Annotated in this window: 20 protein-coding genes; 15 read left to right on the top strand and 5 right to left on the bottom strand. The window is 70.0% G+C overall.

Going from position 1 to position 21,241, the window contains the following annotated elements:
• Position 1: 1 nt before the first annotated feature.
• From LH076_RS11680 to efeB, 9 genes are all read left to right on the top strand, one after another.
• The gene (locus LH076_RS11680) at positions 2 to 976 is read left to right on the top strand and encodes a hypothetical protein (RefSeq protein ID WP_227780886.1); all 975 of its coding nucleotides are present in this window, start codon (positions 2 to 4) and stop codon (positions 974 to 976) included.
• 9 nt (positions 977 to 985) lie between these two features.
• Entirely contained in the window at positions 986 to 1,675 is a 690-nt protein-coding gene (locus LH076_RS11675) for a GNAT family N-acetyltransferase (RefSeq protein ID WP_227780885.1), read from the top strand.
• Positions 1,676 to 1,903: 228 nt separating this feature from the next.
• Complete coding sequence (locus tag LH076_RS11670) at positions 1,904 to 3,670, top strand: acetolactate synthase large subunit (protein WP_415753127.1); 1,767 nt, start codon at positions 1,904 to 1,906, stop codon at positions 3,668 to 3,670.
• Positions 3,671 to 3,672: 2 nt separating this feature from the next.
• Positions 3,673 to 4,227 carry an acetolactate synthase small subunit gene (gene ilvN / locus LH076_RS11665; RefSeq protein WP_415753348.1) on the top strand — a complete coding sequence of 185 codons (555 nt, stop codon included), beginning with the start codon at positions 3,673 to 3,675 and terminating at the stop codon, positions 4,225 to 4,227.
• Between the two features lie 51 nt (positions 4,228 to 4,278).
• Positions 4,279 to 5,304 (top strand): ketol-acid reductoisomerase, encoded by a 1,026-nt coding sequence (ilvC, locus tag LH076_RS11660; protein WP_227780882.1) that lies wholly within the window; start codon positions 4,279 to 4,281, stop codon positions 5,302 to 5,304.
• A gap of 167 nt (positions 5,305 to 5,471) precedes the next feature.
• Positions 5,472 to 6,185: a DsbA family oxidoreductase gene (locus LH076_RS11655; RefSeq protein WP_227780880.1), complete on the top strand. Its 714-nt coding sequence runs from the start codon at positions 5,472 to 5,474 to the stop codon at positions 6,183 to 6,185.
• A 95-nt stretch (positions 6,186 to 6,280) separates the two neighbouring features.
• Positions 6,281 to 7,828: an iron uptake transporter permease EfeU gene (gene efeU / locus LH076_RS11650; protein ID WP_227780879.1), complete on the top strand. Its 1,548-nt coding sequence runs from the start codon at positions 6,281 to 6,283 to the stop codon at positions 7,826 to 7,828.
• 32 nt (positions 7,829 to 7,860) lie between these two features.
• The gene (gene efeO, locus LH076_RS11645) at positions 7,861 to 9,090 is read left to right on the top strand and encodes an iron uptake system protein EfeO (protein WP_227780878.1); all 1,230 of its coding nucleotides are present in this window, start codon (positions 7,861 to 7,863) and stop codon (positions 9,088 to 9,090) included.
• 11 nt (positions 9,091 to 9,101) lie between these two features.
• Positions 9,102 to 10,349 (top strand): iron uptake transporter deferrochelatase/peroxidase subunit, encoded by a 1,248-nt coding sequence (efeB, locus tag LH076_RS11640; RefSeq protein WP_227780877.1) that lies wholly within the window; start codon positions 9,102 to 9,104, stop codon positions 10,347 to 10,349.
• Here efeB and LH076_RS11635 read toward each other — a convergent pair.
• On the bottom strand, positions 10,346 to 10,915 hold the full coding sequence (locus LH076_RS11635) for an O-methyltransferase (protein ID WP_227780876.1): 570 nt from the start codon (positions 10,913 to 10,915) through the stop codon (positions 10,346 to 10,348). The genes efeB and LH076_RS11635 overlap by 4 nt on opposite strands.
• A gap of 218 nt (positions 10,916 to 11,133) precedes the next feature.
• Between LH076_RS11635 and LH076_RS11630 the strand changes: the two genes are divergently transcribed.
• Genes LH076_RS11630 through LH076_RS11605 form a run of 6 tightly spaced genes read left to right on the top strand, consistent with a single transcriptional unit; the run spans position 11,134 to position 18,034 of the window.
• Positions 11,134 to 11,280 carry a hypothetical protein gene (locus LH076_RS11630; protein ID WP_227780875.1) on the top strand — a complete coding sequence of 49 codons (147 nt, stop codon included), beginning with the start codon at positions 11,134 to 11,136 and terminating at the stop codon, positions 11,278 to 11,280.
• Between the two features lie 11 nt (positions 11,281 to 11,291).
• A complete protein-coding gene (locus LH076_RS11625) occupies positions 11,292 to 12,377 on the top strand; it encodes a 3-isopropylmalate dehydrogenase (RefSeq protein ID WP_227780874.1) in 1,086 nt (361 codons plus the stop codon).
• A gap of 22 nt (positions 12,378 to 12,399) precedes the next feature.
• The gene (locus LH076_RS11620; RefSeq protein WP_227780873.1) at positions 12,400 to 13,500 is read left to right on the top strand and encodes a branched-chain amino acid aminotransferase; all 1,101 of its coding nucleotides are present in this window, start codon (positions 12,400 to 12,402) and stop codon (positions 13,498 to 13,500) included.
• Between the two features lie 19 nt (positions 13,501 to 13,519).
• The gene (locus LH076_RS11615; RefSeq protein WP_227780872.1) at positions 13,520 to 15,007 is read left to right on the top strand and encodes a serine/threonine-protein kinase; all 1,488 of its coding nucleotides are present in this window, start codon (positions 13,520 to 13,522) and stop codon (positions 15,005 to 15,007) included.
• Positions 15,008 to 15,023: 16 nt separating this feature from the next.
• The gene (gene cimA / locus LH076_RS11610; protein ID WP_227780870.1) at positions 15,024 to 16,628 is read left to right on the top strand and encodes a citramalate synthase; all 1,605 of its coding nucleotides are present in this window, start codon (positions 15,024 to 15,026) and stop codon (positions 16,626 to 16,628) included.
• Positions 16,625 to 18,034, top strand: coding sequence for an amidase (locus tag LH076_RS11605; RefSeq protein ID WP_227780869.1), 1,410 nt, complete (start codon positions 16,625 to 16,627; stop codon positions 18,032 to 18,034). Before cimA ends, LH076_RS11605 begins: the two co-directional genes overlap by 4 nt.
• A 49-nt stretch (positions 18,035 to 18,083) precedes the next feature.
• On the opposite strand, the gene LH076_RS11600 is transcribed toward LH076_RS11605, so the two are convergent.
• From LH076_RS11600 to LH076_RS11585, 4 genes are read right to left on the bottom strand one after another with little or no spacing between them, the layout of a single operon-like run.
• Positions 18,084 to 19,226 (bottom strand): GGDEF domain-containing protein, encoded by a 1,143-nt coding sequence (locus tag LH076_RS11600; protein ID WP_227780868.1) that lies wholly within the window; start codon positions 19,224 to 19,226, stop codon positions 18,084 to 18,086.
• 19 nt (positions 19,227 to 19,245) lie between these two features.
• The gene (locus LH076_RS11595; RefSeq protein ID WP_227780867.1) at positions 19,246 to 19,848 is read right to left on the bottom strand and encodes an energy-coupling factor transporter transmembrane component T family protein; all 603 of its coding nucleotides are present in this window, start codon (positions 19,846 to 19,848) and stop codon (positions 19,246 to 19,248) included.
• The gene (locus LH076_RS11590; RefSeq protein WP_227780866.1) at positions 19,845 to 20,555 is read right to left on the bottom strand and encodes an energy-coupling factor ABC transporter ATP-binding protein; all 711 of its coding nucleotides are present in this window, start codon (positions 20,553 to 20,555) and stop codon (positions 19,845 to 19,847) included. The genes LH076_RS11595 and LH076_RS11590 overlap by 4 nt, the downstream gene beginning before the upstream one ends.
• The gene (locus tag LH076_RS11585) at positions 20,556 to 21,188 is read right to left on the bottom strand and encodes a biotin transporter BioY (RefSeq protein WP_227780865.1); all 633 of its coding nucleotides are present in this window, start codon (positions 21,186 to 21,188) and stop codon (positions 20,556 to 20,558) included.
• Positions 21,189 to 21,241: the final 53 nt, after the last annotated feature.

Below are 21,241 nucleotides of genomic sequence, written 5' to 3'. Positions count from 1 at the left end.
AGTGACCCGCAGGTTCCACTTGGCCGCAGTCGCCTGCGGCTGGGTGCTGGTGCTCGTCCTCAGCGTCCTGGTCGTGGGCGGCCTCGCGTCGAGCGGCCGGTCCGACGGTGCAGCCGGCGGTGCCGGCAGTCCTCGCGTGCAGGCCCGGGACGTCGTCCCCGCCGCCCACTTCGTGCCCAAGCCGCCGCCCGCGACCCTGCCGGGTGGCAGGACGCGGGTCTTCCAGGGCGACCCGCTGCTCGTCGCCTACTACGGCACCGCCGGCAGTGGGGCGCTCGGCGTGCTGGGGGAGCGGAGGCCGGACGCGAGTGACGCCCGGCTGCGTGCCCAGGCGGCTCGCTTCCGCAGCCTCGGGCGGCCGATCCAGACGGTCTACGAGCTCATCGTCACCGTGGCCGACGCGCACCCGGGCAAGGACGGCGACTTCAGCCACGACCTCACCCGCGCGCAGGTGCAGCCGTGGATCGACGCGGCGCACCGCCACAACGCCCTCGTCGTGCTCGACATCCAACCCGGCCGCCGCGACTTCCTCACGGTCGCGCAGCGCTGGGCGTGGGCGCTCGCCGATCCGTGGGTGGGTCTGGCCCTCGACCCCGAGTGGCGGATGCCGCCGCGGGCGGTGCCCGGCCGGGTGATCGGTCACGTCGACGCCGCCGAGATCAACCGCGTCTCCGCCTGGCTCTCGGATCTGACAGCGCGACGGCGTCTGCCGGAGAAGCTCCTCCTCCTCCACCAGTTCCGGCGCAGCATGATCCGCCGACCCCGGCTCGTCGCGTCGCGCCCGGGGCTCGCCATGGTCCAGCACGTCGACGGCTACGGGACGCGCGGCCAGAAGCTCGACACCTATCACTACGTCGCCCGCCCGAAGCAGTTCACGATGGGCTTCAAGCTCTTCTACGACGAGGACATCCACCGAATGGGTCCCGCCGCCGTCGGGCGGATCCGCCCGGCCGTCCGTTTCGTCAGCTTCCAGTAGCGTCTGCGCGTGCCAGTCAACGAGTTCGGACAGCCCGTCGGTGAGGTCGTCGAGGGCTGGGAGCCGCGCACGGTCGCCGAGCGGGTCACCCTCACCGGCAGGCATGTCGCCCTGAAGCCGCTCTCGTCCGCCCAGTTCGCCGAGCTGTACGCCGCCACCTGCGGCCCCGACGAGGCGCCGTTGTGGACCTGGCTGCCGGCGGAGATGCCGCGGAACCTCCAGGAGTTCTGGATGCTGCTCGCCGGCAACGTCGACGCCTACCCGACGACGTACGCCGTCGCGCCCAGCGGCCAGAAGCCCGCGGGCTTCCTCAGCCTGCTCAACGACGTCCCGGCGCACGGCTCGATCGAGGTGGGCTGGATCTGCTTCGGCCGCGCGCTCCGGCGCACCGCCGCCGCGACCGAGGCGATCCACCTGCTCCAGTCCTATGTGTTCGACGAGCTCGGCTACCGGCGCTTCGAGTGGAAGTGCAACAGCCTCAACGAGCCCTCGCGCCGTGCGGCGGCGCGCTTCGGGTTCACCTTCGAGGGGACGTTCCGCAACGCGCAGGTGGTCAAGGGTCGCAACCGCGACACCGACTGGTTCTCGATCACCGACGCGGAATGGCCCACGCTCCGCGAGCGCAACGAGCGCTGGCTCGATCCGGCCAACTTCGACGCCGCCGGAGGCCAGCTGACCCCGCTCAACCCGACCACATGATGGGACCAGTTTGCTCACATGCTGGGACCGCATGCGACACTGGGATGACGGATCTGTTGCTGGGGAGTAGCCTGACGCACATGCGCCTGGACATTCTCGTACGCACGCGACGCGCCCACTGAGCCGAATCAGTAGCGCGTCTCCCTCCGTTGCCTGCCAAGGCCGGGGGGTTTTTTGTTGCACGGGACCACCAACAGAGCCAGACCACACGTGAGGAACGAAAGTCAGATGAGCGAGCAGAGCGCGACGGGCCGGATCAGCGGCGCCCAGAGCCTGGTCACGTCGTTGGAGGCCGCCGGGGTCGACACCATCTTCGGCATCCCGGGCGGGGCGATCCTCCCGGCGTACGACCCGCTCTTCGACTCGAGCATCCGCCACATCCTCGTGCGCCACGAGCAGGGCGCCGGCCACGCGGCCGAGGGTTACGCCGCGGCAACGGGCAAGGTCGGCGTCTGCATGGCGACGTCCGGTCCCGGTGCGACCAACCTCGTCACCCCGATCGCCGACGCCTACATGGACTCCGTGCCCATGGTCGCGATCACCGGCCAGGTCGCGGCCAGCCTGATCGGCACCGACGCCTTCCAGGAGGCCGACATCCGCGGCATCACGATGCCGATCACCAAGCACAGCTTCCTCGTCACCGACCCCGACGAGATCCCGCAGCGCATCGCCGAGGCGTTCCACCTCGCCTCCACCGGCCGCCCCGGCCCGGTCCTGGTCGACATCGCCAAGAACGCGCTCCAGGGCATGACGGACTTCCGGTGGCCCTCCGAGCTGCAGCTGCCCGGCTACCGCCCGGTGACCAAGCCGCACGCCAAGCAGATCCGTGAGGCGGCGAAGCTCATCCTCGCTGCCAAGAAGCCCGTGCTGTACGTCGGCGGCGGGACGATCCGCTCCCGTGCCCACGCCGAGCTGCGCAGGCTCGCCGAGCTGACGGGCATCCCCGTCGTCACGACGCTGATGGCCCGCGGCGCCTTCCCCGACAGCCACCCGCAGCACCTCGGCATGCCGGGTATGCACGGCACCGTCTCGGCCGTCGCCGCGCTGCAGAAGTCGGACCTCATCATCTCGCTGGGCGCGCGGTTCGACGACCGCGTCACCGGTGACCTCTCCACCTTCGCGCCGAACGCGCTGGTCATCCACGCCGACATCGACCCGGCGGAGATCGGCAAGAACCGCCATGCCGACGTCCCGATCGTCGGCGACATCCGCGAGGTCGTCACGGAGCTCACCGCGATCCTGTCCGCGGAGCAGGCCGCCGGTCGCGTCGGCGACTACGAGTCCTGGGTCGCGTACGTCGCCGGCATCAAGCAGCGCTACCCGCTGGGCTACGACACCCCGGCCGCGGGCCTCGCGCCGCAGTACGTCATCCAGCGCCTGGGCCAGATCGTCGGTCCTGAGGGCATCTACGTCGCGGGCGTCGGCCAGCACCAGATGTGGGCCGCGCAGTTCATCAACTACGAGAACCCCAACACGTGGCTCAACTCCGGTGGCGCCGGCACGATGGGCTACTCCGTGCCCGCCGCGATGGGCGCCAAGGTCGGCCGGCCCGACGCCACCGTCTGGTCGATCGACGGCGACGGTTGCTTCCAGATGACCAACCAGGAGCTCGCCACCTGCGCGATCGAGCGCATCCCGATCAAGGTCGCGATCGTCAACAACGACAATCTCGGCATGGTGCGCCAGTGGCAGACGCTCTTCTACGAGGAGCGCTACTCCAACACCAACCTGCAGAAGCACGACCGTGGTGTGCGGATCCCGGACTTTCCGAAGCTCGCCGAGGCCTACGGCTGCGTCGGCCTCTCGTGTGACTCCTCCGACGATGTCGACGCCACGATCGAGAAGGCGATGGCGATCGACGACGTCCCGGTCGTGGTCGACTTCCGGGTCCACAAGGACGCGATGGTCTGGCCCATGATCGCCGGCGGCGCCAGCAACGACGCCATCCAGTACGCGCGCGACCTCGCGCCCAAGTTCGACGAGGACGACCTGTGAGCATCGAGAGCACCACCTCCGGGACGCACACCCTCTCCGTCCTGGTCGAGGACCGTCCCGGCGTCCTCGCCCGCGTCTCGGCGCTCTTCAGCCGTCGTGGCTTCAACATCGAGTCCCTCGCCGTCGGCCCGACCGAGCACAAGGGCATCTCGCGGATGACGATCGTCGTCAACGTCCGCGACACCCCGCTCGAGCAGGTGACCAAGCAGCTCAACAAGCTCGTCGAGGTCATCAAGATCGTCGAGCTCGAGTCCGGTCAGGCCGTCAACCGTGAGCTCCTGCTGGTCAAGGTTGCCGCGACCGTCGAGACCCGTGGCCAGGTGCTCGACACCGTGCAGCTCTTCCGGGCGAAGGTCGTCGACGTCGCCCCGGACGCCGTGACGATCCAGATCGTCGGCAACTCCGGCAAGCTGGCCGACTTCCTCCGCGTGCTCGAGCCCTTCGGGATCCGCGAGCTCGTCCAGTCCGGCATCATCGCGATCGGCCGTGGCAGCCGGTCCATCTCCGAGCGCCCCGCCCGACCGGTCGCAGTGCCGGCCCCTCCTGCCGCCTCCTGACGGCGACCCGCAAGACTCATCACCAACACCCCGAAATGAAGGAGAGCCCTCGTGGCTGAGATCTACTACGACGACGACGCCGACCTGAGCCTGATCCAGGCCAAGAAGGTCGCGGTCATCGGCTACGGCAGCCAGGGCCACGCCCACAGCCTCAACCTGCGTGACTCCGGCGTCGACGTCCGTGTCGGCCTCAAGGAGGGCTCGAAGAGCCGGGCCAAGGCCGAGGACGCCGGTTTCACCGTCGGCACGCCGTCCGAGGTGGCCGAGTGGGCCGACGTCATCGTCATCCTCGCCCCCGACCAGCACCAGCGCGGCCTGTACGCCGACGAGCTGGCGCAGCACGTCACCGAGGGCAAGACGCTCGTCTTCGGTCACGGCTTCAACATCCGCTTCGGCTACATCCAGCCGCCGGCCGGCGTCGACGTCATCCTCGTCGCGCCGAAGGCCCCGGGCCACACCGTCCGTCGTGAGTACGTCGCCGGCCGCGGTATCCCGGACATCATCGCCGTCGAGCAGGACGCGAGCGGCTCGGCCTGGGACCTGGCGAAGTCCTATGCGAAGGGCATCGGCGGCACCCGCGCCGGCGTCATCAAGACCACCTTCACCGAGGAGACCGAGACCGACCTGTTCGGTGAGCAGGCCGTCCTCTGCGGTGGCGTCTCGCACCTCGTCCAGGCGGGCTTCGAGACCCTGACCGAGGCCGGCTACCAGCCGGAGATCGCCTACTTCGAGGTCCTCCACGAGCTCAAGCTCATCGTCGACCTGATGTGGGAGGGCGGTATCGCCAAGCAGCGCTGGTCCGTCTCCGACACCGCCGAGTACGGCGACTACGTCTCCGGCCCGCGCGTCGTGACCCCCGAGGTGAAGGCGTCGATGCAGGGCATCCTCTCCGACATCCAGGACGGCACGTTCGCCAAGCGCTTCATCGCCGACCAGGACAACGGTGGCGCCGAGTTCCTCAAGCTCCGCGACGAGGAGGCCCAGCACCCGATCGAGAAGACCGGCCAGATCCTCCGCAGCCACTTCTCGTGGAAGCAGCAGGATGCCGACTACACGGACGGTTCGGCAGCGCGCTGACCATCTCCGGCGCGCAGCGGAGCGTCCGCGGCGTTGCACGCCGCTCGACGGCCCGCTTCGCTCAAAGGCCGCCTTCGCGGCGGCGCCTTGCGGCCGCACGCGCTGCGCACCGGAGATTCACAGCCCGTCCCGGAATTCGGGGCGGGCTGTTGTGCGTTGTGCACGTCATGCGCATTGATGTGTGGTCCGACGTCGTCTGCCCGTGGTGCTACATCGGCAAGCGCCGGCTCGAGTCGGCCCTGGCGTCCTTCGGCCACAAGGACGACGTCGAGGTCGTCTGGCACTCCTTCCAGCTCGACCCCTCGGCCCCGCGCGAGGCGACTGGCGAGACCGTCGCCGCGCACCTCGGTGCGAAGTACGGCATGGGCGAGGAGCAGGCCCGCGAGATGCAGCAGCGTGTCATCGACCTCGCGGCAGCTGAGGGCATGACGTGGGACCACCACAACTCGCCGTACGTCAACACGGTCGACGCCCACCGGCTCATCCATCTCGCCGACCACCTCGGTGGCCACGAGCGCTCCGCGGCGCTCAAGGAGCGACTCCTCGAGGCGTACTTCGTGCACGCCCGCAACGTGGCAGACCACGCCGTCCTCACCGAGCTCGCGCTCGCCGAGGGGCTTCCGGCCGACCGCGTCGCCGAGGTGCTCGCGAGCACCGAGTTCGAGGACGAGGTCGCCGCCGACCAGGCGCAGGCCCAGGCGTACGGCGCCACCGGTGTGCCCTTCTTCGTGATCGACGACAAATACGGCATCTCCGGTGCCCAGCCCGCCGAGCTCTTCAGTCAGGCGATCGGCCAGGCGTGGACCGAGTCCCACCCGGTGCTCAACCTGGTCGGCGGCCAGGCCGACGGCGAGTGCGGGCCCGACGGCTGCGCGATTTAACCCACGCGTCCGTGTCGTAATTCGAGCCCGGGCTGGTCGGTAAGCCTCTCCTAAGGTAGCGTCTCCTTAGTTAGTCGAACCTAAGGACGTTCTCCGTGCTGCCCACCTTCGTCATCGGTCTCCGTGAGGGGCTCGAGGCGGTGCTCATCGTGACCATCGTCGCGACGTTCCTCCGTCAGAACCGCGCCAGCCTCCGCGGCATGTGGCTCGGGGTCGGTGCCGGCGTCCTGCTCTCGATCGCGGTCGGCGTCGTCCTGGAGACGGTGGAGCAGTCGCTCCCGCAGGCACAGCAGGAGATGCTCGAGACGGTCATCGGCGCCGTCGCCGTCTTCTTCGTGACCGGCATGATCCTCTGGATGCGCACCCACGCGCGCACGCTGAAGAAGGAGCTCGAGGCGCACGCCGCCCAGGCGATCGCCTCCGGCACGACGACCGCCCTCGCGGTGATGGCCTTCCTCGCGGTGCTCCGTGAGGGCTTCGAGACGTCCGTCTTCCTGCTCGCGACCTTCCAGCACGCGACCAGCGCCCCGGCGGCTGTGAGCGGTGCCGTCCTCGGCGTCGCCTGTTCCATCGTCCTCGGGTGGGCGATGTACGCCGGCGGCGTCCGCCTCAACCTGCAGCGGTTCTTCACCATCACCGGCGTCTTCCTCGTCTTCGTGGCCGCGGGCCTGGTCCTGTTCGCCTTCCGCACCGCACACGAGGCCGGCTGGGTCAACGTCGGCCAGGGCCGCACGGTGGACCTGACGTGGCTCGCCCCGAACGGCTCGATCCGCTCGGCGCTCATCACGGGCGTCCTCGGGATCCCCGCGGATCCTCGCGTCATCGAGGTACTGGCCTGGGCGGCGTACCTCGTCCCGATGCTCGCCCTGATGTTCTGGCCCGCCGCGCTTGCCCCGGGCGCCAAGCTGGCGCAGCGCCTGCGGGTCGGGGGAGCGGCCCTCGCCGCGCTCATCGCCGTCGTCCTCTTCGCCCTCGTCCAGCGCCCCACCGCCCACCTGGCGACCGAGGCGCCGGACACGACCGGTGCCACCGTCTCGATCGCCGTCACCGGCGACACCGCGGCGATCGAGCGCGACAACCACACCTACGCACTCGGCAGTCCGACCGCGACCAGCGAGCACGGCGCTGACACCCGCTGGAGCGCCGAGCACGTGCGAGGCGACCTGCCCGCGACGCTCACCCTCCAGGGCCTCCTCGACTTCAACGGTGGCCGGATCCCCAACGGGCTCTCCGTCGCCACCGCGAAGGGTCCGTTCACCGCCACGTGGACCGACTCGACCACGCTCACCGCCTTCACCCGTGACGGTGGCCTGGTCAACGCCGAGCTCGGCGGCACGCTGCTGCTCCGCTACTCCGGGGGCGGCCTGACCACCCCGCGGATCCTCACCGTGGACGGGTGGCAGCTCTCGCCGACGTACGTCGACGCCGTCCGTGCCTCGCTCGCGGAGACCGACTCCGCGCGCCACAGCCGCGAGCTCTGGAAGACCTGGGTGCCCATCTCCCTCCTGCTCACCTCACTCGGCCTGCTCGTGCAGGCCGCCCGTCGCCGGCGCTCCTCCAACGCCGACCGGGCTCGTGGCCTCACCCCTCCGCCGGCGGCGGAGATGCTGCAGCCCGCCGGCTCCGCCCGCTCGGGCGACTGACCGCTCCACTCACTCGTAAAGGGACAACCTCGATGACGACCTCCTTCGGCATGCGCCGATTCGCCGCCACCATGCTTCTCGGCGGCCTCGCTGTCACCGCCCTCGCGGCGTGCGGCAGCGACGACAGCGCGAGCGACAAGGCCGCCGGAAGCAGCAAGGACGGGGTCTCGCAGATCGCGGTCACGCTCGTCAGCGGCACCTCGGGTGACGAGTGCAAGCTGAGCGACACCACGGCCAAGGCCGGCCCGGTGACCTTCGAGGTGACGAACGAGTCCGCCACCGGCATCACCGAGTTCGAGATCCTCTCGGGGGAGAAGATCATCGGCGAGAAGGAGTCGCTCGCCCCCGGGCTCCCGAAGGCGACGCTCACACTGACGCTCGGCGGCGGCGACTACACGATCTACTGCCCGGGCGCGGTCACGGAGAAGACCTCGTTCAAGGTCACCGGCCAGGCGTCGGCCAGCCCGACCGGCACCGCGGCGCAGCTCCTCCAGCAGGGCGCCACCGACTACGCGACGTACGTCACCACCCAGCTCGACGGCATGGTCAGTGGCGTCAAGGCGCTGCAGGCCGCCGTCGACGCCGGCGACCTCGCCGCCGCACAGAAGGCGTACGCCGAGGCCCGCCCGTTCTACGAGAAGATCGAATCCGACGTCGACGGGTTCGTGATCGAGGGCTTCGACCCGACTGACAACCACGGCAATCTCGACTACCTCGTCGACATGCGTGCCTCCAACCTCGACCCGGCCGTCGGCTGGAGCGGCTTCCACGCCGTCGAGCGCGACCTCTTCGGCGCCAAGAAGATCACCGCCGCCACCAAGAAGAGCGCAGCCGACCTGACCACCAACGTCAGCAAGCTCGCTGAGCTCTCGACGTCACTGACCTACAAGCCCGAGGACCTCGCCAACGGTGCGGCCGGTCTCCTCGAGGAGGTTCAGGCCAACAAGATCTCCGGCGAGGAGGAGGCGTTCAGCCACATCGACCTGGTGGACTTCGCCGGCAACGTCGAGGGTGCCCAGCAGGCGTTCGAGGCGCTGCGTGCCGGCCTCACCGAGATCGACGCGACGCTGGTCGACACGATCAGCAAGCGCTTCGACGACGTCAACGCGCTGCTCGAGACCTACAAGGACCCCAAGGCGCTCGGCGGCTACAAGCTCTACACCCCGGAGTTGAAGAAGACCGACGCCAACAAGCTCAGCCAGACCGTCCAGGCGCTGCAGGACTCGCTGTCCCGTTTGGCCGAGAAGGTCGCCACGGCCTGACACTGGTCCTCATGGGTGAACAGTCTGGAATCTCACGCCGGGGCCTGGTCGCAGGCTCCGGCGTGAGCCTTGCCGCGGTCGGTGCTATCGCGGGCTTCGCCGGGGGCCGCGCGTCGGCGTCGTCGCCGTCGGCGGAGCAGGGTGGCGACACCGTCGACCTCGCGCACACCTACGACTTCTACACCGGCGGGCACCAGGTCGGGATCGAGACGCCGCAGCAGCGCCACACGGTCTTCATGACCTTCGACCTCGTCGACGGCGTGACCACGCAGGACCTCCAGGTGCTGCTGGCCCGCTGGTCGGCCGGCATCGCCCAGCTGATGAAGGGCCGTCCGGTCGGGGCGGTGGAGCCGGTCCGTGCCGACGGCGTCGCGCCGGACACGGGGGAGGCGTACGACCTCTCGCCCGCCTCCCTGACGGTCACGCTCGGACTCGGGCCGGGGTTCTTCGACGAGCGCTACGGCCTGTCCGCCAAGAGGCCGGCGCTGCTGAAGCCGCTGCCGGCGCTGCCGAGCGACCAGCTCCGGCCCGAGCTCACCGGTGGTGACCTCTCGCTACAGGCCTGCGCCGACGACCCGCAGGTCGCCTACCACGCGATCCGCGATCTCGCCCGGATGGCGCGAGGCACCGTCACCACGAAGTGGACCGTGCTCGGCTTCGGTCGAGCCTCGGCCAGCAAGGGCCAGACCACGCCGCGAAACCTGATGGGCTTCAAGGACGGCACCCGCAACATCAAGGACGCCGACGAGATCGCCGAGCACGTCTGGATCGACGAGCAGGACTGGATGACCGGCGGCACCTACCAGGTCGTCCGCAAGATCGACATGGACATCGAGATCTGGGACGCCGCGACCATCACCACGCAGCACCAGACCTTCGGCCGCACCAAGGTCGAGGGCGCGCCGCTCACCGGGCACAAGGAGTTCGACACCCCGAACTTCGACGCCGTCGCCGACGGGAAGCCGGTCATCGACCCGGCGGCCCACATCGCACTGGCCTCGCACGAGCGGAACAACGGCGTCCGCATCCTCCGTCGTGGTTACAACTTCACCGACGGCATCAATGACAACGGCCAGCTCGACGCCGGCCTGCTCTTCATCTCCTACCAGAAGGACCCGCAGCAGTTCATCACGCTGCAGCAGCGCCTCGGCAGCTCGGACCTGCTCAACGAGTACATCCGCCACGTCGGCTCCGGCCTCTTCGCGATCCCTCCTGCGCCCAAGGTGGGGCACTACATCGGGGAGTCGCTCTTCAGCTAACGGCGCGTGGCCACCAGCACCGAGGCGTCGGAGGCCACCATGACGTCGACGGCGGTGAAGGCCTCGTCGGTGAGCCAGAGCTCGCGTAGCCAGTCGACGCGGCCGTAGGCGACGGGCGGCCAGGACTCCGAGGGCAGGAAGTCGTCAAGTACGACGATCCCTCCGGGCTCCACGAGGTCGACGATCTTCTCGGGAGTCACCTCGTCCGGCAGCCCGGAGTCGAGAAAGAGCAGTGAGAAGGGTCCGCGGTCGGCGAGGGTCGCCCAGTCCGCGGCCAGCACCTCCACCTGCGGGTCGCCCTCGAACATCGAGGCTGCGGCATGGGCGAGCTCGGCGTTGACCTCGGCGGTGAGGATGACGGTGTCGGGTCGACGTACGCCCGAACGGAGCCAGGCGGTGCCGACGCCGGTGCCGGTGCCGAACTCGGCCATCGTGCCGCCGCGGGTGCCGGCCAGCGTCGCCAGCAGGCGGCCGGTCTCGTTGCGGCAGAACGAGACGAACCCCGCCCGACGGGAGACGTCGAAGGCGCGGGTCACGATCTCGGGAAGTTCGGGAGGCGCGCTCATGGGATTCAGTCTCCCAGACCTGCGAAGTCGTGTTAACGTGCCGTCATCATGCGAGCGCACACCTTTGTCTTCGAGGTAATTACGCGCCGCGGCGGGGCCCAGATCTGATCTGAGAAGCCACCCCGCTCGCGGCGGTGGCTTTCGCGCTCCCCGGACATCTGACGTCCGCGGACCACCCGGCTTCTCTCCTGAACCATCGATCCCTCTGGAGACAAGCCATGCCCATGCAGACCGCCGCCCGCCTCATGGAATGGGGCCCCGCGAGCCACGACCCGAGCAACCCGTTCAGTGTCGAGAACACGGCTGACGCCGCGTTGTCTCACGCGTTCGAGGCTGCCGACGACGACCGACCCGACGACAACTAGAGTTCTCCGCTGTGACTGAGACTGCCTCCTCGACCAGCGCCGCGACCTCCTCGACCGTCAACCTCGCCGTCATCCCCGGCGACGGGATCGGACCGGAGGTCACCGCCGAGGCACTCAAGGTGCTCGAGGCCGCGGCGCCGGTGAGCTTCGCGACGACGACGTACGACCTCGGTGCCGAGCGCTACCTGCGCACCGGCGAGGTGCTTCCGACGTCCGTCCTCGACGAGGTGAAGCAGGCCGACGTGATCCTGCTCGGTGCAGTCGGTGGCAAGCCCAACGATCCGAACCTGCCGCCGGGCATCCTCGAGCGTGGCCTTCTCCTGAAGCTCCGCTTCGAGCTCGACCACTACGTCAACCTGCGTCCCTCCAAGCTCTTCCCGGGTGCGGTCTCGCCGCTCTCCGACGCGGTGCTCGGCAAGGGTGACATCGACTTCATCGTCGTCCGCGAGGGCACTGAGGGCTCCTACACCGGCAACGGCGGCGCGCTGCGCGTCGGCACTCCGCAGGAGATCGCCACCGAGGTGAGCGTCAACACGGCCTTCGGTGCTGAGCGCGTGATCCGCGACGCCTTCGCCCGTGCGGCCGCCCGCCCGCGCAAGAAGCTGACGCTGGTCCACAAGACCAACGTGCTGGTCAACGCCGGCTCCGTGTGGTGGCGCCTGGTCCAGGAGGTCGGACAAGACTTCCCGCAGGTCGAGGTCGACTACAGCCACATCGACGCCGTGATGATCTACCTGACGACGGACCCGCAGCGCTTCGACGTGATCGTCACCGACAATCTCTTCGGCGACATCATCACCGACCTCGCCGGCGCCATCACCGGCGGCATCGGCCTTGCCGCGTCCGGCAACGTCAACCCCGACCGCACCTACCCGTCGATGTTCGAGCCCGTCCACGGATCCGCCCCCGACATCGCCGGCCAGGGCATCGCGAACCCGACGGCCGCGATCCTCTCGGGCGCGCTGCTGCTCGACCACCTCGGCCACACCGACGCCGCACGCGCCATCGATGCCGCCGTGCTGGCCGACATGACGGAGAACGGCATGAAGACGCGCACGACGGCCGAGGTCGGCGACGCGATCGCCGCCCGCTTCTGATCCGAAGAAAGGGAGTGGCTCGATGACCCTCGAGATCACCACCACGCTCAACCCGAACCCCGTCTCCGACGAGCGACTCGCCGAGATCCTCGCCGACCCCGGTTTCGGCAACCACTTCACCGACCACATGTTCCGGGTCGAGTGGACCCCTGAGGCGGGGTGGCACAACGCCCGGATCGAGCCCTACGGCCCGCTCTCGCTCGACCCTGCGTGTTCGGTGCTGCACTATGCGCAGGAGACCTTCGAGGGGCTCAAGGCCTACCGCCACACGGACGGCACCATCTGGGGCTTCCGGCCCGAGGCCAACGCGGCCCGGATGGCCCGCTCGTCGGCCCGCCTCGCCTTCCCGGTTCTCGAGACCGAGGACTTCGTCCAGGCGATCTCCGAGCTCGTCAAGGTCGACGCGCGCTGGGTGCCCGCGGCGGTCGAGGGTGAGGAGAAGTCGCTCTACATCCGCCCCTTCATGTTCGCCTCGGAGAACTTCCTCGGCGTGCGCGCCGCCCAGCACGTCACCTTCATGGTCATCTGCTCGCCGGCCGGCTCCTACTTCAAGGGCGGCATGAAGCCCGTCCGCCTGTGGCTGTCGGAGTCCTTCACCCGCGCTGGTCGCGGCGGCATGGGAGCGGCCAAGACCGGCGGCAACTACGCCTCCTCGCTCGCCCCGCAGGCCGAGGCCTACGCCAAGGGCTGCGACCAGGTGATGTTCCTCGACGCCTCCGAGGGGAAGTACCTCGAGGAGCTCGGCGGGATGAACATCTTCTTCGTGTACGGCGGCGCCAATGGGGGACGTCTGGTCACACCTTCAACGTCAGGGACGATCCTCGAGGGCATCACGCGTGACTCGCTGCTCGAGCTCGCCGCCGACCACGGTCTCAAGGTCGAGGAGCGGCAGATCCCGCTCTCGGAGTGGCGCGACGGCGTCGCCTCCGGCGAGATCACCGAGGTCTTCGCGTGTGGCACCGCGGCCGTGATCACGCCGATCGGGGAACTGCTCTCCGCCGACGGCTCGATCGTCACGCCCGACCCGGGTGGCCCGGTGACGACCGCCCTGCGCAAGAACCTCGTCGACCTGCAGTTCGGCCGGGCCGAGGACATTCACGGTTGGACGACCCAGTTCGCCTGACGCTCGGTAGCCTCACCGCGTGAGGGGCGAGAAGCTCGGCCGGTATCGGCTCGAGCGGGTGATCGGCGAGGGCGGCATGGGGGTCGTCCATCTCGCGAGGCTGCGCGACGGCACGCCGGTCGCGGTCAAGGTGCTGCGGCCCCAGGTGATCGGCGACCGCGAGGCGCGCGACCGCCTTGCCCGTGAGGTCTCCTCGCTCCAGCGCGTCCACTCCCGCTGGGTGGCCGAGATCCTCGACGCCGATCCCTGGGGTCAGACGCCGTACGTCGTCACCCGCTACGTCCCCGGCCGCTCGCTCCACCAGGTCGTGGCCGAGGACGGCCCGATCACCGGTGAGGACCTGACCTGGCTGGCCCGCGGCCTGCTCGAGGGGATCCGCGCGGTGCACTCCGCCGGGGTGCTGCACCGCGACGTGAAGCCCTCGAACGTGTTGATGGAGGGCCGCACGCCGGTTCTGATCGACTTCGGGCTCGCCCGCGTCGCGGACGACCCGCGGCTCACCCAGACCGGCTGGCTGCTCGGCACGCCCGGCTACCTCGCGCCCGAGGTCCTCTTCGGCGACGACCCGACGCCGGCGGTGGACGTGCACGCCTGGGCCGCCACGGTCGCGTACGCCGCCACCGGCCGTCCTCCCTACGGTCGAGGTCCAGCCATGGCGATCATGGACCGCACGCGACGCGGCGAGCACGACCTCACCGGTGTCACCGGACCCCTGCTGTCGGTACTCGAGTCCGCCCTCTCGCCCGAGCCCGCCGAGCGCCCGACGGTGGACCAGCTGCTCGACTGGTTGCGCGGGCAGGTGGACGAGCCGACCGCGCGGCACGAGGCGCTCCACGACACGGCCGAGCGCCCGGCCGTCACCCGGGTGCTCGAGACGGATCGTCGGGACCGGGCACCAAGCCGGATCTCGCAGGGCCAGAACCCGCAGGTCGCAGGGAGGACGGGAGCGGGGGAGCGGGGCCGCCGGTTGGTGCTGTGGCTGATTCTCGCGCTGGCGTGGGCGGCGGGGCTGTCGGCGTACCCCTGGATCGGGTCGGCCGTGCTGCTGCTCGTGGTGTGGCTGCTGCGGAGCGGCTCGATCGCCGGAGCACGGGTCGGTGCGAAACGGGCCGAGCGCGGCGCCCGATGGCATGACGGGCCGCGGCTCGTCCTCGGGGCACCGATCGATCTCGTGCGGGCACTGCCGACGACGATCGTGCTGGCGCTGTGGGCCTTCGGGATGGTCGTGGCGACGGTGCTGCTCTGCTACGCCGTCGCGGCACCGGTGGCGGTCGCGCTCCTGAGCTCCGGCGTCGTGGTCGTGTTGTCGCTGCTGCTCGGGCCGGGCGGTGGACAGGTGCGCTCGCCAGTCGCGCGGGTGCTCAAGCCGTTGGCGGCAGGCATGCAGGGCTGGCTGGTCACCCTGCTGGTGCTCGTCGCCGTCGCCGGTGTCTGCGGAGGCCTCGCTGCGCGCGGTGCGGACTGGACGCCCTTCGAGCATGCGCCGTTCTCGGGCCTCGACCCGTGAGAGACTCTGCCCTGCGATGAGCACGCCAGAATCCGACGCCCTGCACGTCTACGACACCACCCTCCGCGACGGCATGCAGCAGGAGGGCCTCAACCCGACTGTCGCCGACAAGCTCGCGATCGCCCGCCACCTCGACGGGCTGGGCGTCGGCTTCATCGAGGGCGGGTGGCCGGGTGCGAACCCGAAGGACACCGAGTTCTTCCGACGCGCGGTCGCCGAACTCGACCTCAAGCACGCGCAGTTGGCGGCCTTCGGTTCGACCCGTCGTGCTGGTGCGGTGGTGGCAGACGACCCGCAGGTCGCCGCGCTGCGCGACAGCGGCGCCGGCGTCGTCACCCTCGTGGCCAAGTCGCACGACCTGCATGTCGTGAAGGCGCTGCGGACCACGCTCGAGGAGAACCTCGCAATGGTCCGCGACACCGTCTCCCACCTTCGGGACGAGGGACAGCGCGTCTTCCTGGATGCCGAGCACTTCTTCGACGGCTACCGGTCCAACCGCGACTATGCGTTGGAGGTACTGCGTGTCGCCGCGGAGGCAGGCGCGGAGGTCGCCGCGCTCTGCGACACCAACGGCGGCATGCTGCCGTCGTGGGTCTCCGACGTCGTCGGCGACGTCGTCTCGGCCACCGGCATGCGGATCGGGATCCACTGTCACAACGACACTGGCTGCGCGGTCGCCAACACCCTCGCTGCCGTCGACGCCGGCGCCACACACGTGCAGGGAACCGTCAACGGCTACGGGGAGCGCACCGGCAACGCCGACCTGATCGCCGTCGTGGCCAACCTCGAGCTCAAGCTCCACCGCCAGGTCCTGCCCGCCGGCCTGCTCGCCGAGGCCACCCGCGTGGCGCATGCCGTCGCCGAGGTCACCAACTTCCCGCCCGCCTCCCGCCAGCCGTACGTCGGCAGCAGCGCCTTCGCGCACAAGGCCGGGCTGCACGCCTCGGCCATCAAGGTCGACCCCGACCTCTACCAGCACATGGACCCGGCCGGCGTCGGCAACGACATGCGGCTCCTCGTCTCCGACATGGCGGGCCGCGCGTCGATCGAGCTCAAGGGCAAGGAGCTGGGCTTCGACCTCTCGGGTGACCGGGAGCTCGTCACCCGCGTGACCTCGCGGGTCAAGGAGCTGGAGTCGGAGGGCTACTCCTTCGAGGCTGCCGACGCCTCCTTCGAGCTGCTTCTCGCCGAGGAGGTGGAGGGCTCACGGCCGACGTACTTCGACGTGGAGTCCTGGCGCGTGATCAGTGACGGCTCCGGCAACGGTGAGGCCGCTCGCACCGAGGCGACGGTGAAGATCGTCGCCGCGGGCGAGCGCTATGTCGTGACGGGTGAGGGCAACGGCCCGGTCAACGCGCTCGACGCGGCGCTGCGCTCGGCGATCCGGCCTGCCTTCCCGGTCGTCGACGACTGGGAGCTGGTGGACTACAAGGTCCGCATCTTCGAGGCCTCCCACGGGACCGACTCGCGCACCCGTGTCCTCATCACCACCAAGGACCACGGTGAGGGCGGCGGCACCTGGACGACCGTCGGTGTCGCCGACAACGTCATCGAGGCCTCGTGGGAGGCGCTGATCGATGGATTGACCTTCGGGCTGAGGCGCGTAGCGTCCACTGTGTGACCGAGATCCACGACCTCACGGCGCTCGAGCAGGGAGATCTCGTCCGGCGGGGTGAGGTGACGCCAGGAGAGCTGGCCGACCACTACCTGGCCCGGATCGAGAAGCTCGACACTGTGCCCGACAACCGCATCGGCGCCTTCGTCACGATCGCCCAGGAGCGGATCTCGACCTGCGCACGTGAGCTGATCGTGAAGCCTCTCGGCGACTGTCCCCTGTGGGGCGTGCCGACGGCGATCAAGGACCTCAACCTCACGGCGGGCGTGCGCACGACCTTCGGGTCGGCGGCGTACGCCGACTTCGTGCCGGAGATCTCCGACAACGTGACGCTCTCGATCGAGGCGGCCGGAATGGTCAGCCTGGGCAAGACCAACACCCCCGAGTTCGGCTCGCCCTGCTACACCGAGCCCGACGTGGCTCCGCCGGCCATGACGCCGTGGGACCGGAGCCGCGGCGCCGGTGGGTCCTCGGGCGGCGCGGCCGCAGCCGTGGCGGCCGGACTCGTCCCGGTGGCGCAGGGGAGCGACGGCGGCGGGTCGATCCGGATCCCCGCGTCGTGCTGTGGCCTCGTCGGCTTCAAACCCTCGCGCGGCGTCGTCTCGCCGGCTCCGATGTACGGCGATCCCACCGGTCTCTCGACGGCCGGCCCCATCGCGCGCAACGTCCGTGATGCTGCTGCGTTCCTCGACGCCCTGGCCGGACGACGCGTGGGGGATCCCTTCTGGGCCGCCACGGAGTCGTACCTCGAGGCGGCGGAGCGGCCGGTCGGCCGGCTGCGGATCGCCCGCTTCGTCGAGCCGATCATCACCGACGCCGCGATCGACCCCGAGGTCGTCCGGGCCTACGAGGACGCGTCAGTGTTGCTGGAGTCGCTCGGTCACGAGCTCGTCGACGTACCGGTGCCGCTGCCGCGCGAGGCCGTGGCTACCTTCGAGACCTGCTGGGCGGTCCTCACCGCACTGTCCGTCGTGCCGGCCGAGAAGGAGCATCTGCTCCGGCCGCTCACCCGATGGCTGTCAGAGCGGGGAAGGGCGGTCAGCGGACCGGAGTTCGGGCTGGCCATCGGAGCGATGCGTCGCTTCGCCGCAGGCGCGCTCGAGGCACTGGCACCGTACGACGCCGTGCTGACGCCCACCCTCGCCCAGCTGCCGGCACCGGTCGGATCGCTGCGCAACGATGCCGACCCTGCCCAGGACTTCGAGGCCCAGAAGGCCTTCACACCGTGGACGTCGGCATGGAACGTGACCGGAATGCCGGCGGTCTCGCTGCCCCTGCACTGGACCGCCGACGACCTGCCCGTCGGCATCATGCTGGCCGCACGCCCGGCCGAGGACGGGCTGCTCCTCGCGCTCGCGGCCCAGGTCGAGGAGGCCGTCGGCGGGTTCACCCGCACGCCACCCGGGTGGTGAAGGGATCGGGCACACAGAGCTTCCGGATCCATGCACCCGCGGCGGAGAGTCAGGGTGCCCAGGTGATCGCCCGGTCGCGGCCGGCACTCTTCGCCCGATAGAGCGCCTCGTCGGCACGCTGGAGTGCCTCGCCGATGGGGATGCCGCCTTCGACAGCCGCGATGCCGTAACTCGACGTCACCGCCTGGCCGGCGGGCAGCACCTCGCTTTCGGACAGGTGCCGGCTGAGTGCCTGCGTCAGCACGGTGGCCGCCGCCGTGCTGGCTCCGGGCATGAGGATGACGAACTCCTCACCGCCGAACCGTGCGGCGAGGTCGGTGGACCGGATGGCGTAGCGGATCGCGTCGGAGAACGCCGTGATGACGGCATCACCGACACGGTGGCCGTGGGCATCGTTGACCTGCTTGAAGTGGTCGAGGTCGCAGATGATGATCGCCGACCGGGCGATGCCGCGGACCGTCTTGTCGGCCAGCTGTCCGAAGGCCTCACGGTTGAGCAGTCCGCTCAGGCCGTCGCGCTCGGCGCGATGGCGCAGGTCCTGGACGAGCTGCTCCTGACTGAGCGCTCCCATGGCGTGCGAGACGGAGACCAGCAGGACCGTCGTGAGGAGCGTCGTCGGCGTCGTGCCGAAGACGTCGGTGAAGAGGTGGTGGTGCGGCCCGACGACGGCGTAGGCGATCGCACGGCCGCAGTAGAAGATCGCGACCAGTGCCGAGGTGACCGTGAGCGCCGCCGTCACGGGGGAGTACGCCGACATGCCGTCGCCCGCGCGCGATGCGGTCCACACCTCGTAGGTGGTCAGTGCGAAGAAGAGTGTCATGCCCGCGAGGAAGACGAGGCCGCCCGCCCAGATGTTGGTGGCTGGGTGGTCGAGGGCGCCAGCGACCGCCGTGACCAGGAGCACGACGGCGGACAGCCGCCACGGCGGTCGTGCGCGGCGCAGGGAGCGGGCGGCGAACCACACGGTCTGTGCCCCCGCCACCGCCAGCACGTTGCCGAGCGGATTGGCCACGGCCTGCGCGTCGCTGCCATTGAGCAGCCAGGCGATCCCGGCGCCGAGGAAGAGCACGAGCGAGATGCACCACCAGGCACAGAACGGCGCACGGGTCACGCGGTAGGTGGTGACGTAGAAGAGGACGAGCATGCACAGCGCGATCAGCGAGAACGTGATGCGCAGCGTGACGATGTCCACGGGTGAAGACTACGGAGACTCAGTCGGCGACGCCGCGCGCTCGGAGCGCGTCACCGGTCTCATGTGCGCGCGCGACCACCCGGATCACGAACGGCGTCAGCCACGCACGCGGAGTGCGCAGCCCACGCGCCCTGGCCGCGTCCCGGGTCTCCGTCGCGAGCTGCAAGGTCGCGGGCAGGGACTGGATCGCGAGGCTGATCGTGAGGGCGACACGGTCCGGGTCGAGGCCCAGGCGGCGTGAGGGGCGCAGCCAGCGGACGATCGCGTCGACCATGTCGGTCGCTGCCGTCGTGACGGAGAGTGAAAGGCCCAGCAGGCCGAGGGAGAGGAGATCCAGCAGCGTCTCGGTCGCGCGGGGCAGCGAGGTCCACCACCACTGCAGGAGCGCGGCGATCAGGGCGAGGAGGAGGACGGTCCTCAGTGATCGCCACGTCGACCGCGCGTCGAGGCGGGCAACGGCCGCGATCACCGACGCCCCGACCAGTGCCGCGACGGCCGAGGGCACGCCGTGGACGACGACGATGGCGATCGAGAGCAGCACGAGGCCAGCGAGCTTCGGCCCGACCGGCAGGCGGTGGAGCAGGGTCGTCCCGGGCCGGTAGACGGCGATCCGCGTGGTCATGGTCGCGCGACCGAGGAGACGTAGGTGGCCACGGCTTCGGCGGCGTCACCGTCGAAGGTCACCCGGCCGTCCTCGACCAGCAGGGCGCGGTCACACCGCGCGGCGAGCTCGAGGTCGTGGGTGACCAGGACCAGCTGCTGCTCGAGGGCGAGCAGGGTCTCTCCGACCGTCCGGCTGTTGCGCAGGTCGAGCAGGGTGGTGGGCTCGTCGGCGATGAGAATCGCCGGCCCGGAGGCCAGCACCCCGGCGAGGGCGAGCATCTGTCGCTGCCCACCGGAGAGGGTGTGCACGCTCTGGTCGGCCTGCTCCCGCAAGCCGAACCGCTCGAGCACCTCGAGTGCGGCCTGACGTCGCGAGCTCCTGTCGCGGATCGTCTGCCGCAGCGACAGCTCGACGTCCTCGACGCAGGTCGGCATCACCATCTGCGCCGAGGGATCGGTGAAGCAGAAGCCGACTTGCTGCCTGACCCTGCGGCCTTGGCGGAGGACGTCGAGGCCGTCGACGGTGACGCTCCCGCTGGTCGGGGTGACGAGACCGTTGATCAGCCGTGCCAGCGTCGACTTGCCCGATCCGTTGGACCCGATGATCGCGATCCGCTGCTCGGTCAGCGAGAGGGTGGTGGGGGAGAGCAGCACGCGGTCGTCGCCCCCCTGACCGGCGTGGTCGGGGACGACGACCGCGGCAGCACGGAAGTCGATGGAGGCCATTCAAGCCTTCTGCGAGCGGGCGAGCAGGTGCGGGAAGGCACGGTGCACCTCGGCCGCGACGATCGCGACGATCGCGCCCTTCACGATGTCGCCCAGCCAGTAGGCGCCGTCGACCGAGAAGGACTTGTGCCAGCCCAGGCCCAGCACCGACTGCAGGCCGACCACGCCGCCGAGGTGGTTGACGACGGTGGCGACCAGGCAGGCGAGGAAGATCCACAGGGCCTGCGTACGACGGCCGGCGACGACGTACTTCACGAGGAAGCCGACCACGAGGGCGGCCACCGGGAACGTGTAGAGGTAACCGGCGGTGGGACCGGTGAAGACGGCGGCGCCCGAGGAGTGCTCGGCGAAGACGGGCAGCCCGATGAGGCCGAGCAGAAGGTAGAGGCCGATGGCGAGGAAGCCACGGACCGGGCCGAGCACCGCTCCGGTGAGGAGGACGGCGGCGGTCTGGAGCGTGAGCGGCACGCCGGCCCCGCCGACCGGGATGGCCGCGGTGTAGGAGGCGACCGCGGTGAGCGCGGCGAAGGCGGCGACGAGTGCCAGGTCGGTGGTGGTGAGCAGACGGGGCCGCTCGGAGACAGCGGCCTCGGGCCCGGTGCTGTCGGCGGTGGGGTCGGTCGTCATCGTCATCGCTGGCCTCTCGGAGAAAACGGAACCTGAACAGTGGTCAGGTGAACGGCGTT

The organism is Nocardioides sp. Kera G14, from assembly GCF_020715565.1.
Taxonomy (GTDB): Bacteria; Actinomycetota; Actinomycetes; order Propionibacteriales; family Nocardioidaceae; genus Nocardioides.
The sequence above is the reverse complement of the archived record's forward strand: the minus strand, read 5'-3'. Positions and strand labels throughout refer to the sequence as shown.